Origin of the sequence: Photobacterium atrarenae (assembly GCF_024380015.1) — a bacterium.
Taxonomy (GTDB): Bacteria; Pseudomonadota; Gammaproteobacteria; order Enterobacterales; family Vibrionaceae; genus Photobacterium; species Photobacterium atrarenae.
Window position 1 is genome coordinate 683,517 of the sequence record NZ_CP101508.1, and the last position, 18,545, is coordinate 702,061.

Genomic DNA, 18,545 nt, shown 5'->3' on the forward strand with positions numbered 1-18,545 from the left:
GCCTATTCTCTGTGGTAAGGGTGGTTGGCGGTGATACTCCAGGCACGGTAGAGGCTTTCGGCCATGACAATCCGAACCAGCGGGTGGGGCAGGGTCAGCGGTGAGAGCGACCAGCTCTGATCCGCAGCGGCCTTGCACGCCGGGGCCAAGCCTTCCGGGCCGCCAATCAGGATCGAGACGTCGCGCCCGTCCAGCTTCCAGCTTTCCAGCTGGCCGGCCAACTGCTCGGTATCCCAGCGCTTGCCCGGAATGTCCAGGGTGACAATCCGGTTGCCCTTGGGCACCGCAGCCAGCATGGCTTCGCCTTCCTTTTGCAAAATACGTGCAATATCGGCATTTTTGCCACGCTTGCCCGCCGGGATTTCAACCAGCTCCAGGGGCATGTCTTTCGGGAAGCGGCGGCTGTACTCTTTGTAGCCTTCCTCGACCCATTTCGGCATTTTGGTGCCAACCGCGATCAGTTGCAGCTTCATGGTGTCGTTAGCCCCACAGCTTCTCCAGCTGATATAGGTTGCGGGCATCTTCCTGCATGATATGCAGAATAACGCTGCCCATGTCGACAATCACCCACTCGCCGTCGTCTTCACCGCTGATGCCAAACGGTGGGAAGTCGATTAGCTTGGATTCTTTGTTGACGTGATCCGCAATCGAGGCAACATGACGGTTGGATGTCCCCGTACACACGACCATGAACTCAGTGATGCTGGATTTGCCGCGCACGTCCAGCGTGATGATGTCCTGGGCTTTAATATCGTCAACCTTATCAACAATAAAATCGTGTAGTTCTTGTACCTGCAAAGGAATCCCCTTAGTTAAGTAACTGATGTAATTTCTGTAACTTCAGGCCGATCTGAGTCACAATTTAGCGGCGCAGTATAGCATGCTCAACCCTGTTCGATACAAGTTGGCAGTAACTTTACATTCCCGGCCGTAGTGCCCGGACATGGGGGGCAATGCCACACATCTCAGCACACAGTGCCGCCAGTGCCGGCCAGGGCTGGGTATCAAAATCAGTCTTGACCTTTACTTCAAGCATAGCCAGTTGTTGCAGCAGCCGGACCAGGGTCCGGAGTGGCAAACGGTGCAGGGCGGCGGTATAGATATCCCGCCGGCTTTGCCAGACCCTGAACTGCTCGAAAATACGATTGAGCGGGGTGCCTTTGCTACCCAATTCCTGCATTTTATACAGCTGGGTCAGTTCCCGTTGCAGGGTACGCAGCAGGATCACCGCTTCCACCCCTTCGCCTTCGAGCTGGCGTAGGACCCGTTGGCTGCGTTTGGCCTGTCCGGCAAGGACGGCATCAACCAGCTGGAATGGGGTGTAGTGATTGTGACGGCTCAGCGCCTCTTCAAGGCGAACCACGGTCAGTGCGCCGTCCGGGTACAACAGCACCAGCTTCTGCAGGCTTTGTGCCAGGGCCAGCAGGTTGCCTTCATGCCACTGGGCCAGCATCTGCACTGATTCGTGATCGGGTTTGAGTCCCAGTTGTTGGCAGCGTGCCTGGACAAAGCGTGGCAGGTGGCGGGCATCCGGAGTATTGCAGGGCACATACAGGCCGAGGGCCAGCAGCGCCTTGAACCATTTCGTTCCTTCCTGCTTCTTGTTCAGGCGCGGGCCGTGCATCAGCAGCAGGATATCCTCGTGCAGGGTGGCAATTACCTCTTGCAGCGCCTTGGTTTGGTTGGCGTTGAGGCCAGTCTCCGGCACTTCCAGCTCGATGATTTGGCGGGCTGAAAACAGGCTCATGGCCTGGGTGCAGTCCAGCACCTGATTCCAGTCCAGCTGGGCATCAATCGTAAACGCATGGCGCTCGTCGAATCCGGCCTGCTGGGCGGCCTGGCGGATCTGTAACTGGCACTCCTGCTTGAGCAACGGTTCATTGCCAAACAGCAAATAGGTTTGACGCAGCCCTTTGGCCAGCTGCTGCGTCAGTTGTTCCGGGTAGACTCTCATGGTGTGGCGGTACCTGGCTCACTGAGCTGAGTCGTGCTGTCAGCACCGTCATTGAGCATCGCCTCAAGCTCAGCTTCTTCGAGCTTGTTGAAGACCGCGGTTAGCCGGGCCAGCTGGCGCATGATCTGACGTGCTGCCTGTTGGCGCATTTCCTCTTCGATCATGTCGCGCTCCACGGATTTGGCCAGCGCGGTGAGCGGGTTATCCAGGAAAGTCCGGTTGACGCGGGTGGTGTAGGCCTGAGTGCCTTTCTCCGGCACCACGATGTTGTAACGCACGGTATAGGTCAGCTCATACTCGGCCGCGCGGCTGTTTTGGTACAGTGACAGCGTTCGCTCGCTGACGGATTCGCTGATCAGGTGCAGGTTGGGGACGGTTTCTGACGGTGGCACGGCGTCAATCCCGTGCATTTCAAACTGGGATTCGACCTGGCGCTTGAGCTGGCCGTATTCGTCGAAACTGGTCAGCGAGAGCTTGGCGATGTCGTCAGGTAACATGTAATTCCCGCGCAGGTGGAAGCCGCAGGAAGCGGTTGCCAGGGCAAGCAGGCTGACGAGAAGAAACCGGATGGTTTGTGTAAGGGAAAAGACAGCTTTCACCGCGTCTGCTCCATGTAAAAAGTGAGTGGCAACGGACCGGTCTGGGGTGTCAAACCGGTAAAATGAGGATGGACCGGTTGGGGCCATCCAGGGCCCCCGCCAGGCGGGGACCACTGGTTAGGCACTTTGATATTGTTTTAGTTCGCAACAATATTCAGTAGTTTACCAGGCACAAAGATCACCTTGCGGATTGTCTTGTCGTCGGTGAACTTGGTGACGTTCTCATCGGCCAGGGCCAGCGCTTCAACCTGATCCTTGTCAGCATCGGCTGCCACGGTCAGTTTTGCTCGCAGTTTGCCGTTGACCTGAACGATGATCAGCTTCTCGTCTTCGACCAGGGCTTTCTCATCGGCAACCGGCCACTCGGCGCTGTCGATGTTGCTTTCACCCAGCGCTTCCCACATGGTGAAACAGACGTGTGGGGTCATTGGGTACAGCATGCGAACAATCGCTTTCAGGGCTTCGTCCAGCAGGGCACGGTCTTGCGCGCTTTCCTGAGACGCTTTGGCCAGCTTGTTCATCAGCTCCATGATCGCAGCGATCGCGGTGTTGAAGGTTTGACGGCGGCCGATATCATCGCTCACTTTGGCAATGGTCTTGTGCACGTCACGGCGCAGCGCTTTCTGATCTGCGCTCAGGGCTGCGACATCCAGGGCTTCGACGGCACCTTTTGATGTGTGGTCGTGAACCAGTTTCCATACCCGCTTGAGGAAGCGGTTGGCGCCTTCAACGCCCGATTCCTGCCATTCCAGGGTCATGTCTGCCGGAGAAGCAAACATCATGAACAGGCGGACGGTGTCGGCACCGTATTTGTCGACCATTTCCTGCGGGTCGATACCGTTGTTCTTCGACTTCGACATCTTGGTCATGCCGGAGTGAACCACTGCGTTGCCGTCGATGTCGACTGCTTTGGAAATACGGCCTTTCTCGTCGCGCTCTACGGTAACGTCGGTTGGCGAAACCCAGATCTTCGCGCCTTTGTCATTGGTGTGGTAGTAGGCATCTGCCAGTACCATACCCTGACACAGCAGCTGCTTGAACGGTTCGTCGCTGTTGACCATGCCGCAATCGCGCAGCAGTTTGTGGAAGAAGCGCGAGTACAGCAGGTGCATACAGGCGTGCTCAATCCCGCCGATGTACTGATCAACCGGCAGCCAGTAGTTGGCGGCATCAGAGTCCAGCATCTCGTCTGCTTGTGGTGAGCAGTAACGGGCGTAGTACCAGGAGGATTCCATGAAGGTGTCGAAGGTATCGGTTTCACGCAGGGCCGGCTCGCCGTTGAACGTGGTTTCAGCCCACGACTTGTCGGCTTTGATCGGGCTGGTAACGCCGTCCATGACCACATCTTCCGGCAGGATCACCGGCAGTTGGTCGGCCGGCACCGGATGCACTTCGCCGTCTTCGGTCGTCACCATCGGGATTGGCGCGCCCCAGTAGCGCTGACGGGAAACACCCCAGTCGCGCAGGCGGAAGTTGACGGTTTTCTTGCCTTTGCCTTCGGCTTCCAGCTTGGCGGCAATCGCATCGAACGCGTCCTGGAAGTTCAGGCCGTCGAATTCACCAGAATCGAACAGCACCCCTTTCTCAGTGTAGGCGGCTTGCGAAATATCCAGCGCGCTGCCATCTTCCGGTTTGATCACCGGCACGATGTCCAGGCTGTATTTGGTAGCGAATTCAAAGTCACGCTGGTCGTGGGCCGGAACGGCCATCACGGCGCCTGTGCCGTAGTCCATCAGGACGAAGTTGGCGACGTAAACCGGGACTTCACGACCGTTCAGCGGATGAATCGCGGTCAGGCCGGTGGCCATGCCTTTTTTCTCCATCGTTGCCAGCTCAGCTTCGGCCACTTTGGTGTTGCGGCACTCTTCGATGAAGGCCGCCAGCTCCGGATTGTTTTCGGCCGCTTTTTCTGCCAGTGGGTGACCAGCAGCAATCCCGACGTAGGTAACGCCCATCAGGGTGTCCGGACGGGTGGTGTACACTTCCAGGTTGTCATGACCTTTGACTTCAAACGTCAGTTCAACCCCTTCAGAACGGCCAATCCAGTTGCGCTGCATGGTTTTGACCATTTCAGGCCAGCCTTCCAGCGTATCCAGGTCGTCCAGTAGTTCTTGGGCGTATTCGGTGATCTTGATGAACCACTGTGGGATTTCTTTTTGCTCAACCGGGGTGTCACAGCGCCAGCAGCAGCCGTCTTCCACCTGCTCGTTGGCCAGAACGGTCTGATCGTTCGGGCACCAGTTCACCGACGAGGTCTTCTTGTAAACCAGGCCTTTGTTGTAGAGCTTGGTGAAGAACTCCTGCTCCCAGCGGTAGTATTCCGGGGTACAGGTGGCGAACTCGCGGTTCCAGTCGTAGCCGAAGCCCAGCAGCTTGAGCTGGTTCTTCATGTATTCGATGTTTTCGTAGGTCCAAGGTGCCGGCGCCGTTTTGTTTTTCACCGCGGCATTTTCTGCCGGCAGGCCGAAGGCATCCCAGCCGATTGGCTGCATGACATTTTTGCCCTGCAGGCGCTGGTAACGGGAGATCACATCACCGATGGTGTAGTTACGAACGTGACCCATGTGGAGGCGGCCGCTCGGGTACGGGAACATGGAGAGACAGTAGAATTTTTCTTTATTTGGGTCTTCACTTACAACAAAGGTCTTGTTGTTGTCCCAGTGTTCTTGAACTTTCTGTTCAATGTCCTGTGGGCGATATTGTTCTTGCATCGATGACATCCAGGATTTTGTGAGTTGAGTACAAACACATTCAATATAATCGACATAGAATAACCAAAGGTGGAGAAGTCAACAATAGCTGAGGCGAATTCGGCCGGGAAATGTACCGATTGTCCTCAGGGTCGACGGACAGGGCAGAGCGAGTGGGCGGTCCGGTGTGTGTATTGCCGATAGCGGCGAGTAGGAGGTATCTATGGCTACTGAGAAAAAGGATTATGAAGCGCTGTTGGATCAGGTCACTGAAGCCTTGAAACACAGTCCGGATGAGCTGAAGCACTGGGGTGAAGTGACGGCGAAATATCGCGAGGCGGCCAGTGAGATGACCAAGGATGAGCTGGCGCTGATCTCAGCTTATCTGAAGCGGGATTTGCAGGAGTTCGGCCAGAATGTGGAAGAGAGCCCGGCCCCGTTCAGTGAAAGTCCGTTCTACCAGGTGGTGAAAGAAACCATCTGGGAAGGGCTGGCTGAAATCACCGATAAAACTCAGATTGAGTGGCGGGAGATTATGGACGATCTGCAGCATCAGGGCGTGTACCAGGCCGGTGAGATCGTGGCGCTGGGCAACTTGGTATGTGAGCAATGTGGTCACCATGAGCTGATCACCCATGTGAAAAAAATCGAGCCTTGTCTCAAGTGCGGCCATACCCGGTTTACCCGCCAGCCGCTGTCTCCGTAACCCGCGCAATTGCTGAGCGTAAAAAAGGCGAAGTGGGGACTTCGCCTTTTTTGGTTGACGCGCCCGTCGCGATCAGTCGTGGTAGTTCACCTGAGGCTGGTGATCACGAAAACGCCCGGCCTGGCGGCGGATCAGGATCCACGACAGGGTGACAGACCACAGCATATAGAGATACAGCGGCCAGCTGCCCAGGGTGGTATACGGCGTCAGGCCGTTGGTTGGCACCACGGTCGCGTTAAGCACTGCGGTTTCAAACTGCGGGAGCTGCGCGGTGATCCGGCCGGTGTGATCGACCACCCCGGTAATGCCGTTATTGGTCGCCCGAAGCAGCGGCTTACCCAGCTCCAGGGAGCGCATTTGAGCAATCTCCATGTGCTGGAATGGGCCGATGGAGCGGCCGAACCAGGCATCGTTGGACAGGGTCAGCAGCAGATCGGTGTCTAAATCAACGTTCTGGCGTACCTGCTCGCTAAAAGCAACCTCATAACAGAGTGCCGGCGCGATGGCATAGCTGTTGGCTTCCAGGTTCGGCTGAATGAAGCTGCCCCGGCTGAAGGACGACATCGGCAGGTTGAAAAACGGTGCCAGCGGGCGCAGTAGATCTCCAAACGGCACGAATTCGCCAAACGGCAGCAGGTGGTGCTTGCTGTAGCGAGTGGCCGTCTCATACTGGTAAGGGCCGTCAGCATTGACGCCAAGAGCCAGTATATTATTGAAGTACTCGCCGCTTTCCGTTTGATCCAACACCCCGGTGATTACCGTGCTGTTGTTGTAGCGGGCAGCGCCGTCCAGGTTTTGCAGGAAAGTCTGCACCTGGGTCTCCAGCGCTGGGATCGCTGCTTCCGGCCAGATGATTAAATCGGCTTCCCAGTTCTCGCGGGTCAGATCCGTGTACTTCATCAGGGTCGGCCAGCGCTGGCTCGGCAGCCATTTGAGCTCCTGCGGGACGTTGCCCTGGATCAGGGCAACATCGACGCTTTTCTCCGGCGCCGGCATGACCCACTGTAACTGGCTTAGGCCATAGGTGAAGCCAGCCAGCAGGACAGGAACCAGCAGTGGTTTCCAGGTCCGGTAAAAGAGCGCAGCGGTCAGGGCACCACTCCCCAGCACCAGGGCCAGGGTGATCCCTTCGACGCCAAAGACCGGCGCCAGCGCGGCCAGTGGGCTGTTGATTTGGCTGTAGCCCAGCCACAGCCAGGGGAAACCGGTCAGGAACCAGCCGCGAAACCAGTCCAGCAGCAGCCAGATCACCGGGCCACTCAGCAGCAGCTGGTGAAATGGGCGTCCACGGTTAATGCGGTTGAACAGGGCACCGAATGCGGCCGGAAACAGGGCCAGGTAGCCGATGAGCAGGGTCATCAAGAACAGGCTGGCGATTTTCGGCATTCCGCCGAAGGTGTCGATACTGACATGAACCCAGCTGATCCCGGTTCCGAACAGGCCCAGTCCCCACATCAGCCCAATCAGGGCAGAGCGTTTCGGGGTTTGATGAAGGAGCAGGGAGAAGAAGATAAGCAGAGAGACTGGTGCGAGGTACCAGTGCTGATAAGGAGCAAATGCCAGGGTAGCAAGTGCACCCGCCGGGGCGGCAATCGCCAGCCGCCCCAACGTTGATAATGAAAAACGCTTCATTCGTTATGATGTCGCTGTGTGTTGGTGGACTTCGCTCGGCACGGTTACCTGTAACTGAATTACCCGGCGGTTGTCGGCAGCGGTCACCTTGAAGGAGTAGCCGTCCAGCTCGACGATTTCCCCGCGGGCAGGCAGGTGGCCGAAGCTGGTCATGACCAAACCGCCGACGGTATCGACTTCTTCATCGCTGAAGCTGGTCTGGAACATAGTGTTGAAATCTTCAATGGTGGTCAATGCTTTGACCGAGAAGGTATGTTTACTTAACTGACGAATATCCTGCTCTTCCTGATCGTCGAATTCATCTTCGATTTCCCCGACAATCTGCTCCAGGATGTCCTCAATCGTGATAACACCGGACACGCCACCGAATTCATCCACGACGATCGCCATGTGATAGCGTTCTTCGCGGAATTCTTTGAGCAGGCGATCGACGCGCTTGCTCTCGGGCACGACCACAGCCGGGCGCAGGATCTCATCCATTTCGAAAGCTTCGCTGTCCGGGCGCAGGTAGCGCAGTAAATCTTTGGCCAGCAGGATGCCTTCAACATGGTCTTTGTCGTCACTGATCACCGGGTAGCGGGAGTGTTGGGCGTCCACAATTAAATCAATCAGGTCCTCTAGCTTCTGAGAACGTTCGATGGTGACCATCTGAGAGCGAGGGATCATAATGTCTCGAACCCGCATCTCTGAAATCTCCATGACCCCTTCGAGCATGTCGCGGGTATCGTGGTCAATCAGGTCATTTTCTTCCGAATCACGGAAAACTTCGACCAGGTCCTCACGGTTTTGTGGTTCACCCTGAAACAACTGGCCTAAACGTTCAAAGAAGGACTTTCTACTCGGACCTTCAGAATTTTGTGAGTTATCTTCGTTCATTGACTTAAGAAAAACATCTTTCAGTTATGTGGCATGTGCCACGGGATGGGTTGACGTACCCCTGCCATAGACTGGGGTACGTATTAGACAATGGTTTTGCGGAAATATTACCGTTTTTCGTCGGCATAAGGATCGGCGAAGCCCATTTTTTCCATGATTTCGGTTTCCAGCGCTTCCATTTCTTCGGCTTCGTCATCATCAATGTGATCATAACCTAGCAAATGAAGGCTGCCATGTACAACCATATGCGCCCAATGGGCATGGAGCGGTTTTTGCTGCGCCAGGGCTTCCTGCTCGACGACCTGGCGGCAGATGATGAGATCACCCAGCAGATCCAGTTCGACGCCGGGTGGTGCTTCAAACGGGAACGACAGCACATTGGTCGGCTTGTCCTTGCCCCGGTACTCATGGTTCAGGGCATGGCTTTCGGCATTGTCGACCAGGCGGACGGTCACTTCGGCCTCGGGTTGGAACGGCGTGATGGCCGCATCCAGCCATTGCTGAAATTCAGCTTCACTCGGCATACCGTCCGGGTTGTCTGTGGCGACCTGGAGGTCAAGATAAATGGCCATTAGTCTGTTTTTTCCGTCTCTGGTTCGGTGACTGGCTGAGCGGGCGCTGCTGCCTGCCGGGCCGCTTGCTCGTCACGGCGACGCTGCTCGGCAAGCTTGCGCTGCTTTTGGTCCTCGGTTTCCCACACTTCGTAGGCCTGCACGATACGGGCGACGACCGGGTGACGCACGACGTCATCGGCCTGGAAGAAGTTGAAACTGATCTCGTCGACCTCAGACAGTACTTCTATGGCGTGGCGCAGGCCGGAACGGGCACCGCGCGGCAGGTCGATCTGGGTGACGTCCCCGGTGATCACGGCCCGGGAGTTGAAGCCGATCCGGGTCAGGAACATCTTCATCTGCTCCACCGTGGTGTTCTGGCTCTCATCGAGGATGATAAACGCATCGTTCAGGGTCCGACCGCGCATGTAAGCCAGCGGCGCGACTTCAATCACGTTGCGCTCAATCAGCTTCTCGACGCGCTCAAAGCCCAGCATTTCGAACAGGGCGTCATAGAGCGGACGCAGGTAAGGGTCGACCTTCTGGCTCAGGTCTCCGGGCAGGAAGCCGAGCTTTTCACCGGCTTCGACGGCCGGGCGGGTCAGCAGAATACGGCGGATTTCCTGGCGCTCCAGGGCATCCACTGCGGCTGCGACAGCCAGGTAGGTTTTCCCGGTCCCGGCCGGGCCGATGCCGAAGGTAATATCATGGCGTACCATGTTGGCAATGTACTGGGCCTGGTTCGGTGTCCGCGGTTTGATCACCCCTTTTTTGGTCTTGATCGTAACTTCTTTGCCATAAGGGATATTGCTTTCGGTATGTTGCTCCAGCACGCCGGACTCTTTGATCGCCAAGTGGATCTGCTCGGGTTCAATATCCGGGATGGTATTGCGAACCGGAGCGGTATCGACGTACAGGGTTTTGATAATGTGCGCTGCAGCCTGGGCCGTATGGGGTTGGCCGACCACACTGAAACTGTTGCTGCGATGGTTGATTTCGACACCCAGACGGCGTTCCAGTTGTTTAATGTTATCGTCGAAAGGGCCACAAAGGCTGGAAAGGCGCTGGTTATTGGCGGGTTCCAGATTGAATTCTACAGTAATAACTTTGCTCAAGATTTGCCTCTCATTGCGGCTGCCCACCCAGTGGGCAGCCTGTCGTTCAGGGCGCGTCCTACTGAAGTTCAGACGGGCGTCTTACTAAGGAGTATATACGCCAACACCCATTTCATCTTCCTTGCGTGTTTTCTCCATCACTTCGCTTGGTGACATGGCAACACGCAGGTTCATTTCGGCTTCGGTCCGAACCAGCTCACCGCGCAGGGAGTTGCTGAAGACGTCGGTGATCTTGACGTCGACGAACTGGCCGATCAGGTCTGCTGAGCCTTCGAAGTTAACCACGCGGTTGTTCTCAGTCCGACCACGCAGCTCCATGATGTTCTTCTTCGACGGGCCTTCAACCAGGATGCGCTGCTCGGTGCCCAGCATCTGGCGGGAATAGCGCATTGCCTGAGTATTGATCTGTTGTTGCAGCTCATACAAGCGTTGCTTCTTCACTTCTTCAGACAGATCACACGGATAGTCTGCCGCCGGGGTGCCCGGGCGGGCCGAGAAGATAAAGCTGAAGCTCATGTCGAAGTCGACGTCGCGGATCAGTTTCATGGTGTCCTGGAAGTCCTGATCGCTTTCGCCCGGGAACGCGACGATGAAATCTGAGCTGATGGTAATGTCCGGACGGGCTTTACGCAGCTTACGGATTTTCGACTTATATTCAATCGCAGTGTGCGGGCGCTTCATCATCGCCAGGATACGGTCAGAGCCGCTCTGGACCGGCAGGTGCAGGAAGCTGACCAGCTCCGGGGTATCGGTGTATACGTCGATGATGTCGTCGGTAAACTCGATTGGGTGGCTGGTGGTATAGCGAATGCGGTCAATACCGTCAATCGCGGCGACCAGGCGCAGCAGCTCGGCGAACGTCGCAATGCCGCCATCGTGGGTTTCGCCGCGGAAGGCATTCACATTCTGGCCCAGCAGGTTCACTTCACGCACGCCTTGCTCAGCCAGCTGGGCTATTTCGTACAGCACGTCGTCCAGCGGACGGCTGACTTCTTCGCCACGGGTGTATGGGACCACGCAGTAAGTACAGTATTTTGAGCAGCCTTCCATGATTGAGACGAACGCTGTCGGGCCTTCGGCACGCGGCTCCGGCAGGCTATCGAATTTTTCGATTTCCGGGAAGGTGATGTCCATCACCGGCGCTTCGGTGGACTGGGACTGCTTGATCATTTCCGGCAGGCGGTGCAGGGTTTGCGGGCCGAAGATCACGTCGACATACGGGGCACGTTCACGGATGGAGTCCCCTTCTTGCGTTGCTACGCAACCCCCGACGCCGATCACCAGATCAGGCTTTTTGTCTTTGAGTGTTTTCCAGCGGCCAAGCTGATGGAACACTTTTTCTTGCGCCTTTTCCCGGATAGAGCAGGTGTTAAGCAGCAGAACATCTGCTTCTTCTGGTTCTTCCGTTAACTCGAAGCCATTGGCTGCATTTAGAAGATCGGCCATTTTCGATGAATCATACTCGTTCATCTGGCAGCCCCAGGTTTTAATAAGCAGTTTCTTAGCCATGTTTAACTCTTCACTCGTAGTGGATTTTCATTGCATTCAACAGTGCTGCATTCGGCTAACAGGGCGCGTCGCGGGCTGTTAGCGGTAGCAAGCCGCGTATTGTACTGCTTTCGGTCCTGCCTGACCAGATCATCACCACCCCGATTCAATTGTGGTTTTTCCGGCTACAGCTGATCAAGGGTTTGCAAACCTAACTGGCGCATCTGACGGCGGATCCAGCGGCTGCGTTGGGCAACATATTTGCTCATCGGCGTGGGCTGGATTTTGTAGGGATTTGGCAACACGCTGGCCAGTTGTGCGGCCTGCTGGGCTGACAAATGTGCGGCCGGTATCCTGAAGTAAGCCTGGCTGGCCGCTTCTATGCCGTAGATCCCCGGCCCGAATTCGGCGATGTTGAGGTAGATCTCGAGAATGCGGGATTTGTCCCACAGCCACTCCATCCACAGGGTAAAATAGAACTCGACCCCTTTGCGTAAAAAGGTGCGTGAGGGAAACAGAAACAGGTTTTTGGCGGTTTGCTGGGTAATGGTACTGCCACCGCGGCGGGGGATGTTTGTGCCACTGTTTTTCACGATGGTCAGGATGGCGTTGATATCGATGCCGTAATGCTGGGTAAATAGTTGATCTTCAGAAGCAATAACGGCCAGTTGGGCGTGAGGGGAAATCGCCGACAGTGGTTGCCACTGATGGAGTGCTCGGGCTGGATAACCAGCTGGCGGGTACAGGGTGCGGTGGATTTGCCAGCCCCAAAGCGGGGGATTGAGATATTTGCCGACGATCACCAGCACCGGCGGGATCAGGAGTGCAAGCAACACCAGGGCCATGAGAAAACGTTTCAGACGGGCAAACATGGTCAGGCGGGTGAACATAGCGGGTGTCTCCTTGATGGCCAGTAGCTGCCATGTTGCGATTAAGCACTGATTGCGTTGTCAAAATTAGGTAAAATGAAAACAAAGCAGGTCCCGGGACCTGGCAAGTATAGAGTAGTGAGCATAACAAATGGAAACCGCAATGGAACAGTTTGATGTGGTCGTCGCCGGTGGCGGCATGGTCGGGGCCGCGACGGCGATCGGGCTGGCTCAGCAGGGGCTGCAAGTCGCGGTGCTTGAGGGGACGGCGCCGGCAGCGTTTTCATCGGATCAGCCGATGGATCTCCGGGTCTCAGCCATCTCGCCGAATTCTGTCGCACTACTGGAACGCCTTGGTGCCTGGGAAAATGTTCGGGCAATGCGCTTGTGTCCTTACAAGCGGCTGGAAACCTGGGAGCACCCGGAGTGCCGGACCCGTTTCAGTGCTGAGCAGATGCACCTGGCTCAGCTGGGCTTTATTGTCGAAAACCGGGTGATCCAACTGGCGCTGTGGCAGCAGTTTGAGCACTACCCGAATCTGACACTTCGCTGCCCGGCCCGGATGGCGACTGCGACGGCCACCGATGCCGGATATACGATCCGACTTGCCGATGGCGAAAGGCTTCAGACCCGCTTGCTGATCGGGGCGGATGGGGCGAATTCCCAGGTACGTCAGCAAGCAGGGATTGGGATCACCGCCTGGGATTACCGCCAGCACTGTATGCTGATCAATATCGCCACCGAGCTGCCACAGCAGGATATTACCTGGCAGCAATTTACCCCGCATGGCCCGCGCTCGTTTTTGCCGCTGCCGGGCCATCAGGGCTCGCTGGTCTGGTATGACAGCCCGTCCCGGATCAAACAGCTCTCGGCGATGGGCCCCGAGCAGCTCAAGGCTGAAATTCTGGCGCACTTTCCGCCGGAGCTGGGGGATTTCACCGTGCTGGGGCAGGGGAGTTTTCCGCTGACCCGACGCCATGCCCAGCATTATTACAAACCGGGGGTGGTGCTGCTGGGCGATGCTGCCCATACCATCAACCCGTTGGCTGGCCAGGGCGTGAACCTGGGTTTTAAAGATGTTGATATCCTGCTTCATGAAGTGGAAAAAGCGGGGAGTGATTGGGCAGAACGCCGGGTGCTGAAAGCTTATGAGTGCCGCCGCCGGCCGGATAACCTGTTGATGCAAGGCGGGATGGACTTTTTCTATACCACCTTCAGCAATAACCTGTTGCCGGTCAAGCTGCTGAGAAATGCCGGGCTGAAATTGGCTGAGCATGCCGGACCGATCAAGCAGCAGGTCCTGAAATACGCCATGGGGATGTAGGCCGTAGCTGAGACTGGATTGTTAACGCGTGGGCTTCGGCCCACTTTTTTACATCTGCACCGCTTGAAGAAGTGTGTCGGAGATTACTAAAAGAAAAGCCGAATGTTATGTCGACATTCGGCCATACAACCAGAGAGATACGATCATTGGATAGGTTGTTAAAGCGGTATGGTCCGGGGCGATCTCCAGACACAAGAAAACCCACCATAGGGTGGGTTTCTTAAATTTGGTGCGGAGGGAGGGACTTGAACCCTCACGTCCTTGCGGACACTAGCACCTGAAGCTAGCGCGTCTACCAATTCCGCCACCACCGCACGTGGTATTTTTTAACCAGCGCTCAAAGATCAGCACTGATATCAGTAAGGTGGCAGGGCTACCTGGATTCGAACCAGGGAATGGCGGCATCAAAAGCCGCTGCCTTACCGCTTGGCGATAGCCCTACAGTGTTGCTTTCGCAACTAACGCAATTAAAACAGCTCTTTCGAGCTGGTTTGAATTGCGTTTAGAATCATGGTGCGGAAGGAGAGACTTGAACTCTCACACCTTGCGGCGCCAGAACCTAAATCTGGTGCGTCTACCAATTCCGCCACTTCCGCATAATTCTATAGTCTTAACCTGAAAATTGGCAATTCAGATTAATGATATTTGGTGCGGAGGGAGGGACTTGAACCCTCACGTCCTTGCGGACACTAGCACCTGAAGCTAGCGCGTCTACCAATTCCGCCACCACCGCACGTGGTTTATTTTTACATTCTCTAGAGAGAATGGTGGCTACGACGGGATTCGAACCTGTGACCCCATCATTATGAGTGATGTGCTCTAACCAACTGAGCTACGTAGCCATTTCTAAGATGATGATTCGAGATCACCACCTTTTCAAAGGTGGCAGGGCTACCTGGATTCGAACCAGGGAATGGCGGCATCAAAAGCCGCTGCCTTACCGCTTGGCGATAGCCCTACAGTTGTTGCTTTCGCAACTAACGCAATTCAAACTGCTCTTCCGAGCTGGTTTGAATTGAGCTTAGAATCATGGTGCGGAAGGAGAGACTTGAACTCTCACACCTTGCGGCGCCAGAACCTAAATCTGGTGCGTCTACCAATTCCGCCACTTCCGCATAATTCTATAGTCTTAACCTGAAGATTGGCGATTCAGATTAATGATATTTGGTGCGGAGGGAGAGACTTGAACTCTCACGTCCTTGCGGACACTAGCACCTGAAGCTAGCGCGTCTACCAATTCCGCCACCACCGCACGTGGTTTATTTTTACATTCTCAGGAGAGAATGGTGGCTACGACGGGATTTGAACCTGTGACCCCATCATTATGAGTGATGTGCTCTAACCAACTGAGCTACGTAGCCATTTCTAAGATGATGATTCGAAATCACCACCTTTTCAAAGGTGGCAGGGCTACCTGGATTCGAACCAGGGAATGGCGGCATCAAAAGCCGCTGCCTTACCGCTTGGCGATAGCCCTACAGTTGTTGCTTTTGCAACTAACGCAATTAAAACTGCTCTTTTGAGCTGGTTTGAATTGAGTCTGGAATCATGGTGCGGAAGGAGAGACTTGAACTCTCACACCTTGCGGCGCCAGAACCTAAATCTGGTGCGTCTACCAATTCCGCCACTTCCGCATAAGAAGCGTTGAAACAGCGCTTCTTAAAATTATGGCAGGGCTACCTGGATTCGAACCAGGGAATGGCGGCATCAAAAGCCGCTGCCTTACCGCTTGGCGATAGCCCTACAAATGTTACTTTCGTAACTGACTCTTTTAAGCCTGCTCATCACTGAACCGATTCTACTTGAGCCTGGAATCATGGTGCGGAAGGAGAGACTTGAACTCTCACACCTTGCGGCGCCAGAACCTAAATCTGGTGCGTCTACCAATTCCGCCACTTCCGCATGATTCTGTTATCTTAACCTGAAAATTGGCAATTCAGATTAATGATATGTTGGTGCGGAGGGAGGGACTTGAACCCTCACGTCCTTGCGGACACTAGCACCTGAAGCTAGCGCGTCTACCAATTCCGCCACCACCGCACGTGGTATTTTTTAACCAGCGCTCAAAGATCAGCACTGATATCAGTAAGGTGGCAGGGCTACCTGGATTCGAACCAGGGAATGGCGGCATCAAAAGCCGCTGCCTTACCGCTTGGCGATAGCCCTACAAATGTTACTTTCGTAACTGACTCTTTTAAGCCTGCTCATCACTGAACCGATTCTACTTGAGCCTGGAATCATGGTGCGGAAGGAGAGACTTGAACTCTCACACCTTGCGGCGCCAGAACCTAAATCTGGTGCGTCTACCAATTCCGCCACTTCCGCATAATTCTATTGTCTTAACCTGAAGATTGGCAATTCAGATTAATGATATGTTGGTGCGGAGGGAGAGACTTGAACTCTCACGTCCTTGCGGACACTAGCACCTGAAGCTAGCGCGTCTACCAATTCCGCCACCACCGCACGTGGTTTATTTTTACATTCTCAGGAGAGAATGGTGGCTACGACGGGATTCGAACCTGTGACCCCATCATTATGAGTGATGTGCTCTAACCAACTGAGCTACGTAGCCGCTTTAGGGTTGCCGACTATACCGATAATCAACAATCTTGTAAAGATGGCAGGTCTACCTGGATTCGAACCAGGGAATGGCGGCATCAAAAGCCGCTGCCTTACCGCTTGGCGATAGACCTGCAGGGTTACTCTTGGTAAAGAGTGAAACCAAATTTTGGTGCGGAGGGAGGGACTTGAACCCTCACGTCCTTGCGGACACTAGCACCTGAAGCTAGCGCGTCTACCAATTCCGCCACCACCGCACGTGGTTTATTTTTACATTCTCGCGGGGAGAATGGTGGCTACGACGGGATTCGAACCTGTGACCCCATCATTATGAGTGATGTGCTCTAACCAACTGAGCTACGTAGCCATCTTAAGGACGCTGACTATACACGATAATCAACACCTTTAAAAGGTGGCAGGGCTACCTGGATTCGAACCAGGGAATGGCGGCATCAAAAGCCGCTGCCTTACCGCTTGGCGATAGCCCTACAGCGTGTTGCGTTTCGCAACTGGCTTTCTTTGAAAGCCGCTCTGCCGTCTCAACTGAGATGGAGAGCATGGTGCGGAAGGAGAGACTTGAACTCTCACACCTTGCGGCGCCAGAACCTAAATCTGGTGCGTCTACCAATTCCGCCACTTCCGCATCTTGTTCACTCCTGAGGGAGTGAATGGTGGCTACGACGGGATTCGAACCTGTGACCCCATCATTATGAGTGATGTGCTCTAACCAACTGAGCTACGTAGCCATTTTGTCATTCCAACCGGGCGCTTAGCAAAGGCCACTGTGTCGGGAACGGGGCGCATTATGCTCACCACAGTCAGAAGCGTCAATAGTTTTTTTTAATATCTGCATAAAATCCGCCTGTTCGATGGATATTTGGACGAAATGCACGAATGGCGGACGGGAACGGGCCTGGAAAGGCGTTAAACCGAGGGCTGGAGGAGGAGGCTGAGTAAAAAATAAGCCAGCTGGCAGGCTGGCTTATGGAAAATTCGCAGGGAATTATGACGAGAAATTACACGTTGAAGCGGAAGTGAACCACATCGCCGTCCTGAACGATGTAATCTTTCCCTTCCAGACGCCATTTTCCGGCTTCTTTGGCACCGCTTTCACCGTTGAATTCGATGAAATGATCGTAGCCCACCACTTCGGCCCGGATAAAGCCTTTCTCGAAGTCGGTGTGGATCTTACCGGCGGCTTGCGGCGCGGTCGCACCAATTGGAATCGTCCAGGCACGGACTTCTTTCACGCCAGCGGTGAAGTAAGTTTGCAGGTTCAACAGCTCGTAGCCAGAGCGGATCACCCGGTTCAGGCCCGGCTCTTCGATCCCCATATCTGCCAGGAACTCTTCGCGATCAGCATCATCGAGCTCAGCGATTTCAGATTCAATCGCGGCACAAACCGGAACGACGACGGCATTTTCCTGCGCCGCAAGTTCACGTACCTGATCCAGGTATGGGTTGTCGTCAAAGCCGTCTTCGTTGACGTTGGCGATGTACATGGTTGGCTTAAGTGTCAGGAAGTTCAGGTAGCCAATCGCTGCCAGCTCTTCTTTGCTCAGCTCAATCGAGCGTGCCATGCCGCCTTCTGTCAGGGTCGGCAGCATTTTTTCCAGCACGGTGATTTCGAATTTCGCGTCTTTGTCACCGCCCTTGGCACGTTTGGCCTGGCGCTGGATCGCACGCTCACAGGTATCCAGATCCGCCAGCGCCAGCTCCAGGTTGATCACTTCGATGTCGTCAAGTGGGTTGATCTTGCCGGCAACGTGGACAATGTTGTCGTTTTCAAAGCAACGGACAACATGGCCGATGGCATCGGTTTCACGGATGTTGGCCAGGAATTTGTTCCCCAGGCCTTCACCTTTCGACGCCCCGGCAACCAGACCGGCGATGTCGACAAATTCCATGGTGGTTGGCAGGACCCGCTGCGGGTTGACGATGTTCGCCAGCGCGTCCAGACGCAGGTCCGGCACCGGGACCACGCCGGTGTTTGGCTCGATCGTACAGAACGGGAAGTTCGCCGCTTCGATGCCTGCTTTTGTTAAGGCGTTGAATAGGGTGGACTTACCGACGTTTGGCAGGCCCACGATTCCGCATTTAAAACCCATGGTTGGAAACCCTTTTGGTGATGATTCGGTGAAACAACTCAGCCGGCGATCCGGGATCGCGCGGGGCCGAGTCA

The 18,545-nt window shown here is 55.2% G+C and carries 14 protein-coding genes and 24 tRNA genes; 2 read left to right on the forward strand and 36 right to left on the reverse strand.

Annotated features, from left to right (window positions below; genetic code table 11):
- Window positions 1-2: 2 nt before the first annotated feature.
- The 5 genes from rlmH to leuS form a co-directional block, all read right to left on the reverse strand.
- The gene (gene rlmH, locus NNL38_RS03395; protein ID WP_255389649.1) at window positions 3-473 is read right to left on the reverse strand and encodes a 23S rRNA (pseudouridine(1915)-N(3))-methyltransferase RlmH; all 471 of its coding nucleotides are present in this window, start codon (window positions 471-473) and stop codon (window positions 3-5) included.
- A gap of 7 nt (window positions 474-480) precedes the next feature.
- Complete coding sequence (gene rsfS, locus NNL38_RS03400; protein ID WP_255389650.1) at window positions 481-798, reverse strand: ribosome silencing factor; 318 nt, start codon at window positions 796-798, stop codon at window positions 481-483.
- A 118-nt stretch (window positions 799-916) separates the two neighbouring features.
- Window positions 917-1,954, reverse strand: a complete 1,038-nt coding sequence (gene holA / locus NNL38_RS03405; protein WP_255389651.1) for a DNA polymerase III subunit delta — start codon at window positions 1,952-1,954, stop codon at window positions 917-919.
- Window positions 1,951-2,553, reverse strand: coding sequence for an LPS-assembly lipoprotein LptE (locus NNL38_RS03410; RefSeq protein ID WP_255389652.1), 603 nt, complete (start codon window positions 2,551-2,553; stop codon window positions 1,951-1,953). Before NNL38_RS03410 ends, holA begins: the two co-directional genes overlap by 4 nt.
- 137 nt (window positions 2,554-2,690) lie before the next feature.
- Window positions 2,691-5,264 (reverse strand): leucine--tRNA ligase, encoded by a 2,574-nt coding sequence (gene leuS, locus NNL38_RS03415; RefSeq protein ID WP_255389653.1) that lies wholly within the window; start codon window positions 5,262-5,264, stop codon window positions 2,691-2,693.
- Window positions 5,265-5,466: 202 nt separating this feature from the next.
- Here leuS and NNL38_RS03420 point away from each other — a divergent pair, with 202 nt between their 5' ends.
- A complete protein-coding gene (locus NNL38_RS03420) occupies window positions 5,467-5,949 on the forward strand; it encodes a zinc ribbon-containing protein (RefSeq protein WP_255389654.1) in 483 nt (160 codons plus the stop codon).
- A gap of 72 nt (window positions 5,950-6,021) precedes the next feature.
- Here NNL38_RS03420 and lnt read toward each other — a convergent pair whose 3' ends face one another.
- The 6 genes from lnt to mtgA all read right to left on the reverse strand — a co-directional run bounded on the left by lnt (window position 6,022) and on the right by mtgA (window position 12,483).
- Window positions 6,022-7,581, reverse strand: a complete 1,560-nt coding sequence (lnt, locus tag NNL38_RS03425; RefSeq protein ID WP_255389655.1) for an apolipoprotein N-acyltransferase — start codon at window positions 7,579-7,581, stop codon at window positions 6,022-6,024.
- A 3-nt stretch (window positions 7,582-7,584) separates the two neighbouring features.
- Window positions 7,585-8,457: a CNNM family magnesium/cobalt transport protein CorC gene (corC, locus tag NNL38_RS03430; protein ID WP_255389656.1), complete on the reverse strand. Its 873-nt coding sequence runs from the start codon at window positions 8,455-8,457 to the stop codon at window positions 7,585-7,587.
- 107 nt (window positions 8,458-8,564) lie between these two features.
- Window positions 8,565-9,029: an rRNA maturation RNase YbeY gene (gene ybeY / locus NNL38_RS03435; RefSeq protein WP_255389657.1), complete on the reverse strand. Its 465-nt coding sequence runs from the start codon at window positions 9,027-9,029 to the stop codon at window positions 8,565-8,567.
- Window positions 9,029-10,123: a PhoH family protein gene (locus NNL38_RS03440; protein WP_439651370.1), complete on the reverse strand. Its 1,095-nt coding sequence runs from the start codon at window positions 10,121-10,123 to the stop codon at window positions 9,029-9,031. The genes ybeY and NNL38_RS03440 overlap by 1 nt, the downstream gene beginning before the upstream one ends.
- Window positions 10,124-10,207: 84 nt before the next feature.
- Window positions 10,208-11,632 carry a tRNA (N6-isopentenyl adenosine(37)-C2)-methylthiotransferase MiaB gene (gene miaB, locus NNL38_RS03445; RefSeq protein WP_255389658.1) on the reverse strand — a complete coding sequence of 475 codons (1,425 nt, stop codon included), beginning with the start codon at window positions 11,630-11,632 and terminating at the stop codon, window positions 10,208-10,210.
- Between the two features lie 164 nt (window positions 11,633-11,796).
- Window positions 11,797-12,483 (reverse strand): monofunctional biosynthetic peptidoglycan transglycosylase, encoded by a 687-nt coding sequence (gene mtgA, locus NNL38_RS03450; protein ID WP_255390551.1) that lies wholly within the window; start codon window positions 12,481-12,483, stop codon window positions 11,797-11,799.
- 160 nt (window positions 12,484-12,643) lie between these two features.
- Between mtgA and NNL38_RS03455 the strand changes: the two genes are divergently transcribed.
- Window positions 12,644-13,804, forward strand: coding sequence for a 2-octaprenyl-3-methyl-6-methoxy-1,4-benzoquinol hydroxylase (locus NNL38_RS03455; protein ID WP_255389659.1), 1,161 nt, complete (start codon window positions 12,644-12,646; stop codon window positions 13,802-13,804).
- A 227-nt stretch (window positions 13,805-14,031) separates the two neighbouring features.
- Here the strand turns inward: NNL38_RS03455 and NNL38_RS03460 are convergent.
- From NNL38_RS03460 to ychF, 25 genes are all read right to left on the reverse strand, one after another.
- A tRNA-Leu gene (locus tag NNL38_RS03460) sits at window positions 14,032-14,118 on the reverse strand.
- A gap of 51 nt (window positions 14,119-14,169) precedes the next feature.
- Window positions 14,170-14,244, reverse strand: a tRNA-Gln gene (locus tag NNL38_RS03465).
- A gap of 71 nt (window positions 14,245-14,315) precedes the next feature.
- Window positions 14,316-14,400, reverse strand: a tRNA-Leu gene (locus NNL38_RS03470).
- 50 nt (window positions 14,401-14,450) lie between these two features.
- Window positions 14,451-14,537, reverse strand: a tRNA-Leu gene (locus NNL38_RS03475).
- A gap of 32 nt (window positions 14,538-14,569) precedes the next feature.
- Window positions 14,570-14,646, reverse strand: a tRNA-Met gene (locus tag NNL38_RS03480).
- A 41-nt stretch (window positions 14,647-14,687) separates the two neighbouring features.
- Window positions 14,688-14,762 (reverse strand) — tRNA-Gln (locus tag NNL38_RS03485).
- 72 nt (window positions 14,763-14,834) lie between these two features.
- Window positions 14,835-14,919, reverse strand: a tRNA-Leu gene (locus tag NNL38_RS03490).
- 50 nt (window positions 14,920-14,969) lie between these two features.
- A tRNA-Leu gene (locus NNL38_RS03495) sits at window positions 14,970-15,056 on the reverse strand.
- Between the two features lie 32 nt (window positions 15,057-15,088).
- Window positions 15,089-15,165, reverse strand: a tRNA-Met gene (locus tag NNL38_RS03500).
- Window positions 15,166-15,206: 41 nt separating this feature from the next.
- Window positions 15,207-15,281 (reverse strand) — tRNA-Gln (locus tag NNL38_RS03505).
- A 72-nt stretch (window positions 15,282-15,353) separates the two neighbouring features.
- Window positions 15,354-15,438: transfer RNA gene (locus NNL38_RS03510), tRNA-Leu, on the reverse strand.
- Window positions 15,439-15,472: 34 nt separating this feature from the next.
- Window positions 15,473-15,547 (reverse strand) — tRNA-Gln (locus NNL38_RS03515).
- A 74-nt stretch (window positions 15,548-15,621) separates the two neighbouring features.
- Window positions 15,622-15,706: transfer RNA gene (locus NNL38_RS03520), tRNA-Leu, on the reverse strand.
- A gap of 51 nt (window positions 15,707-15,757) precedes the next feature.
- Window positions 15,758-15,844: transfer RNA gene (locus NNL38_RS03525), tRNA-Leu, on the reverse strand.
- Between the two features lie 51 nt (window positions 15,845-15,895).
- Window positions 15,896-15,970, reverse strand: a tRNA-Gln gene (locus tag NNL38_RS03530).
- Between the two features lie 74 nt (window positions 15,971-16,044).
- A tRNA-Leu gene (locus tag NNL38_RS03535) sits at window positions 16,045-16,129 on the reverse strand.
- 51 nt (window positions 16,130-16,180) lie between these two features.
- Window positions 16,181-16,267 (reverse strand) — tRNA-Leu (locus NNL38_RS03540).
- A 32-nt stretch (window positions 16,268-16,299) separates the two neighbouring features.
- A tRNA-Met gene (locus NNL38_RS03545) sits at window positions 16,300-16,376 on the reverse strand.
- Window positions 16,377-16,422: 46 nt separating this feature from the next.
- A tRNA-Gln gene (locus tag NNL38_RS03550) sits at window positions 16,423-16,497 on the reverse strand.
- 36 nt (window positions 16,498-16,533) lie between these two features.
- Window positions 16,534-16,620: transfer RNA gene (locus tag NNL38_RS03555), tRNA-Leu, on the reverse strand.
- Between the two features lie 33 nt (window positions 16,621-16,653).
- Window positions 16,654-16,730 (reverse strand) — tRNA-Met (locus tag NNL38_RS03560).
- A 46-nt stretch (window positions 16,731-16,776) separates the two neighbouring features.
- Window positions 16,777-16,851 (reverse strand) — tRNA-Gln (locus NNL38_RS03565).
- A 70-nt stretch (window positions 16,852-16,921) separates the two neighbouring features.
- Window positions 16,922-17,006 (reverse strand) — tRNA-Leu (locus tag NNL38_RS03570).
- Window positions 17,007-17,032: 26 nt separating this feature from the next.
- Window positions 17,033-17,109 (reverse strand) — tRNA-Met (locus tag NNL38_RS03575).
- A 270-nt stretch (window positions 17,110-17,379) separates the two neighbouring features.
- Window positions 17,380-18,471 carry a redox-regulated ATPase YchF gene (gene ychF, locus NNL38_RS03580; RefSeq protein ID WP_255389660.1) on the reverse strand — a complete coding sequence of 364 codons (1,092 nt, stop codon included), beginning with the start codon at window positions 18,469-18,471 and terminating at the stop codon, window positions 17,380-17,382.
- Between the last annotated feature and the right edge of the window lie 74 nt (window positions 18,472-18,545).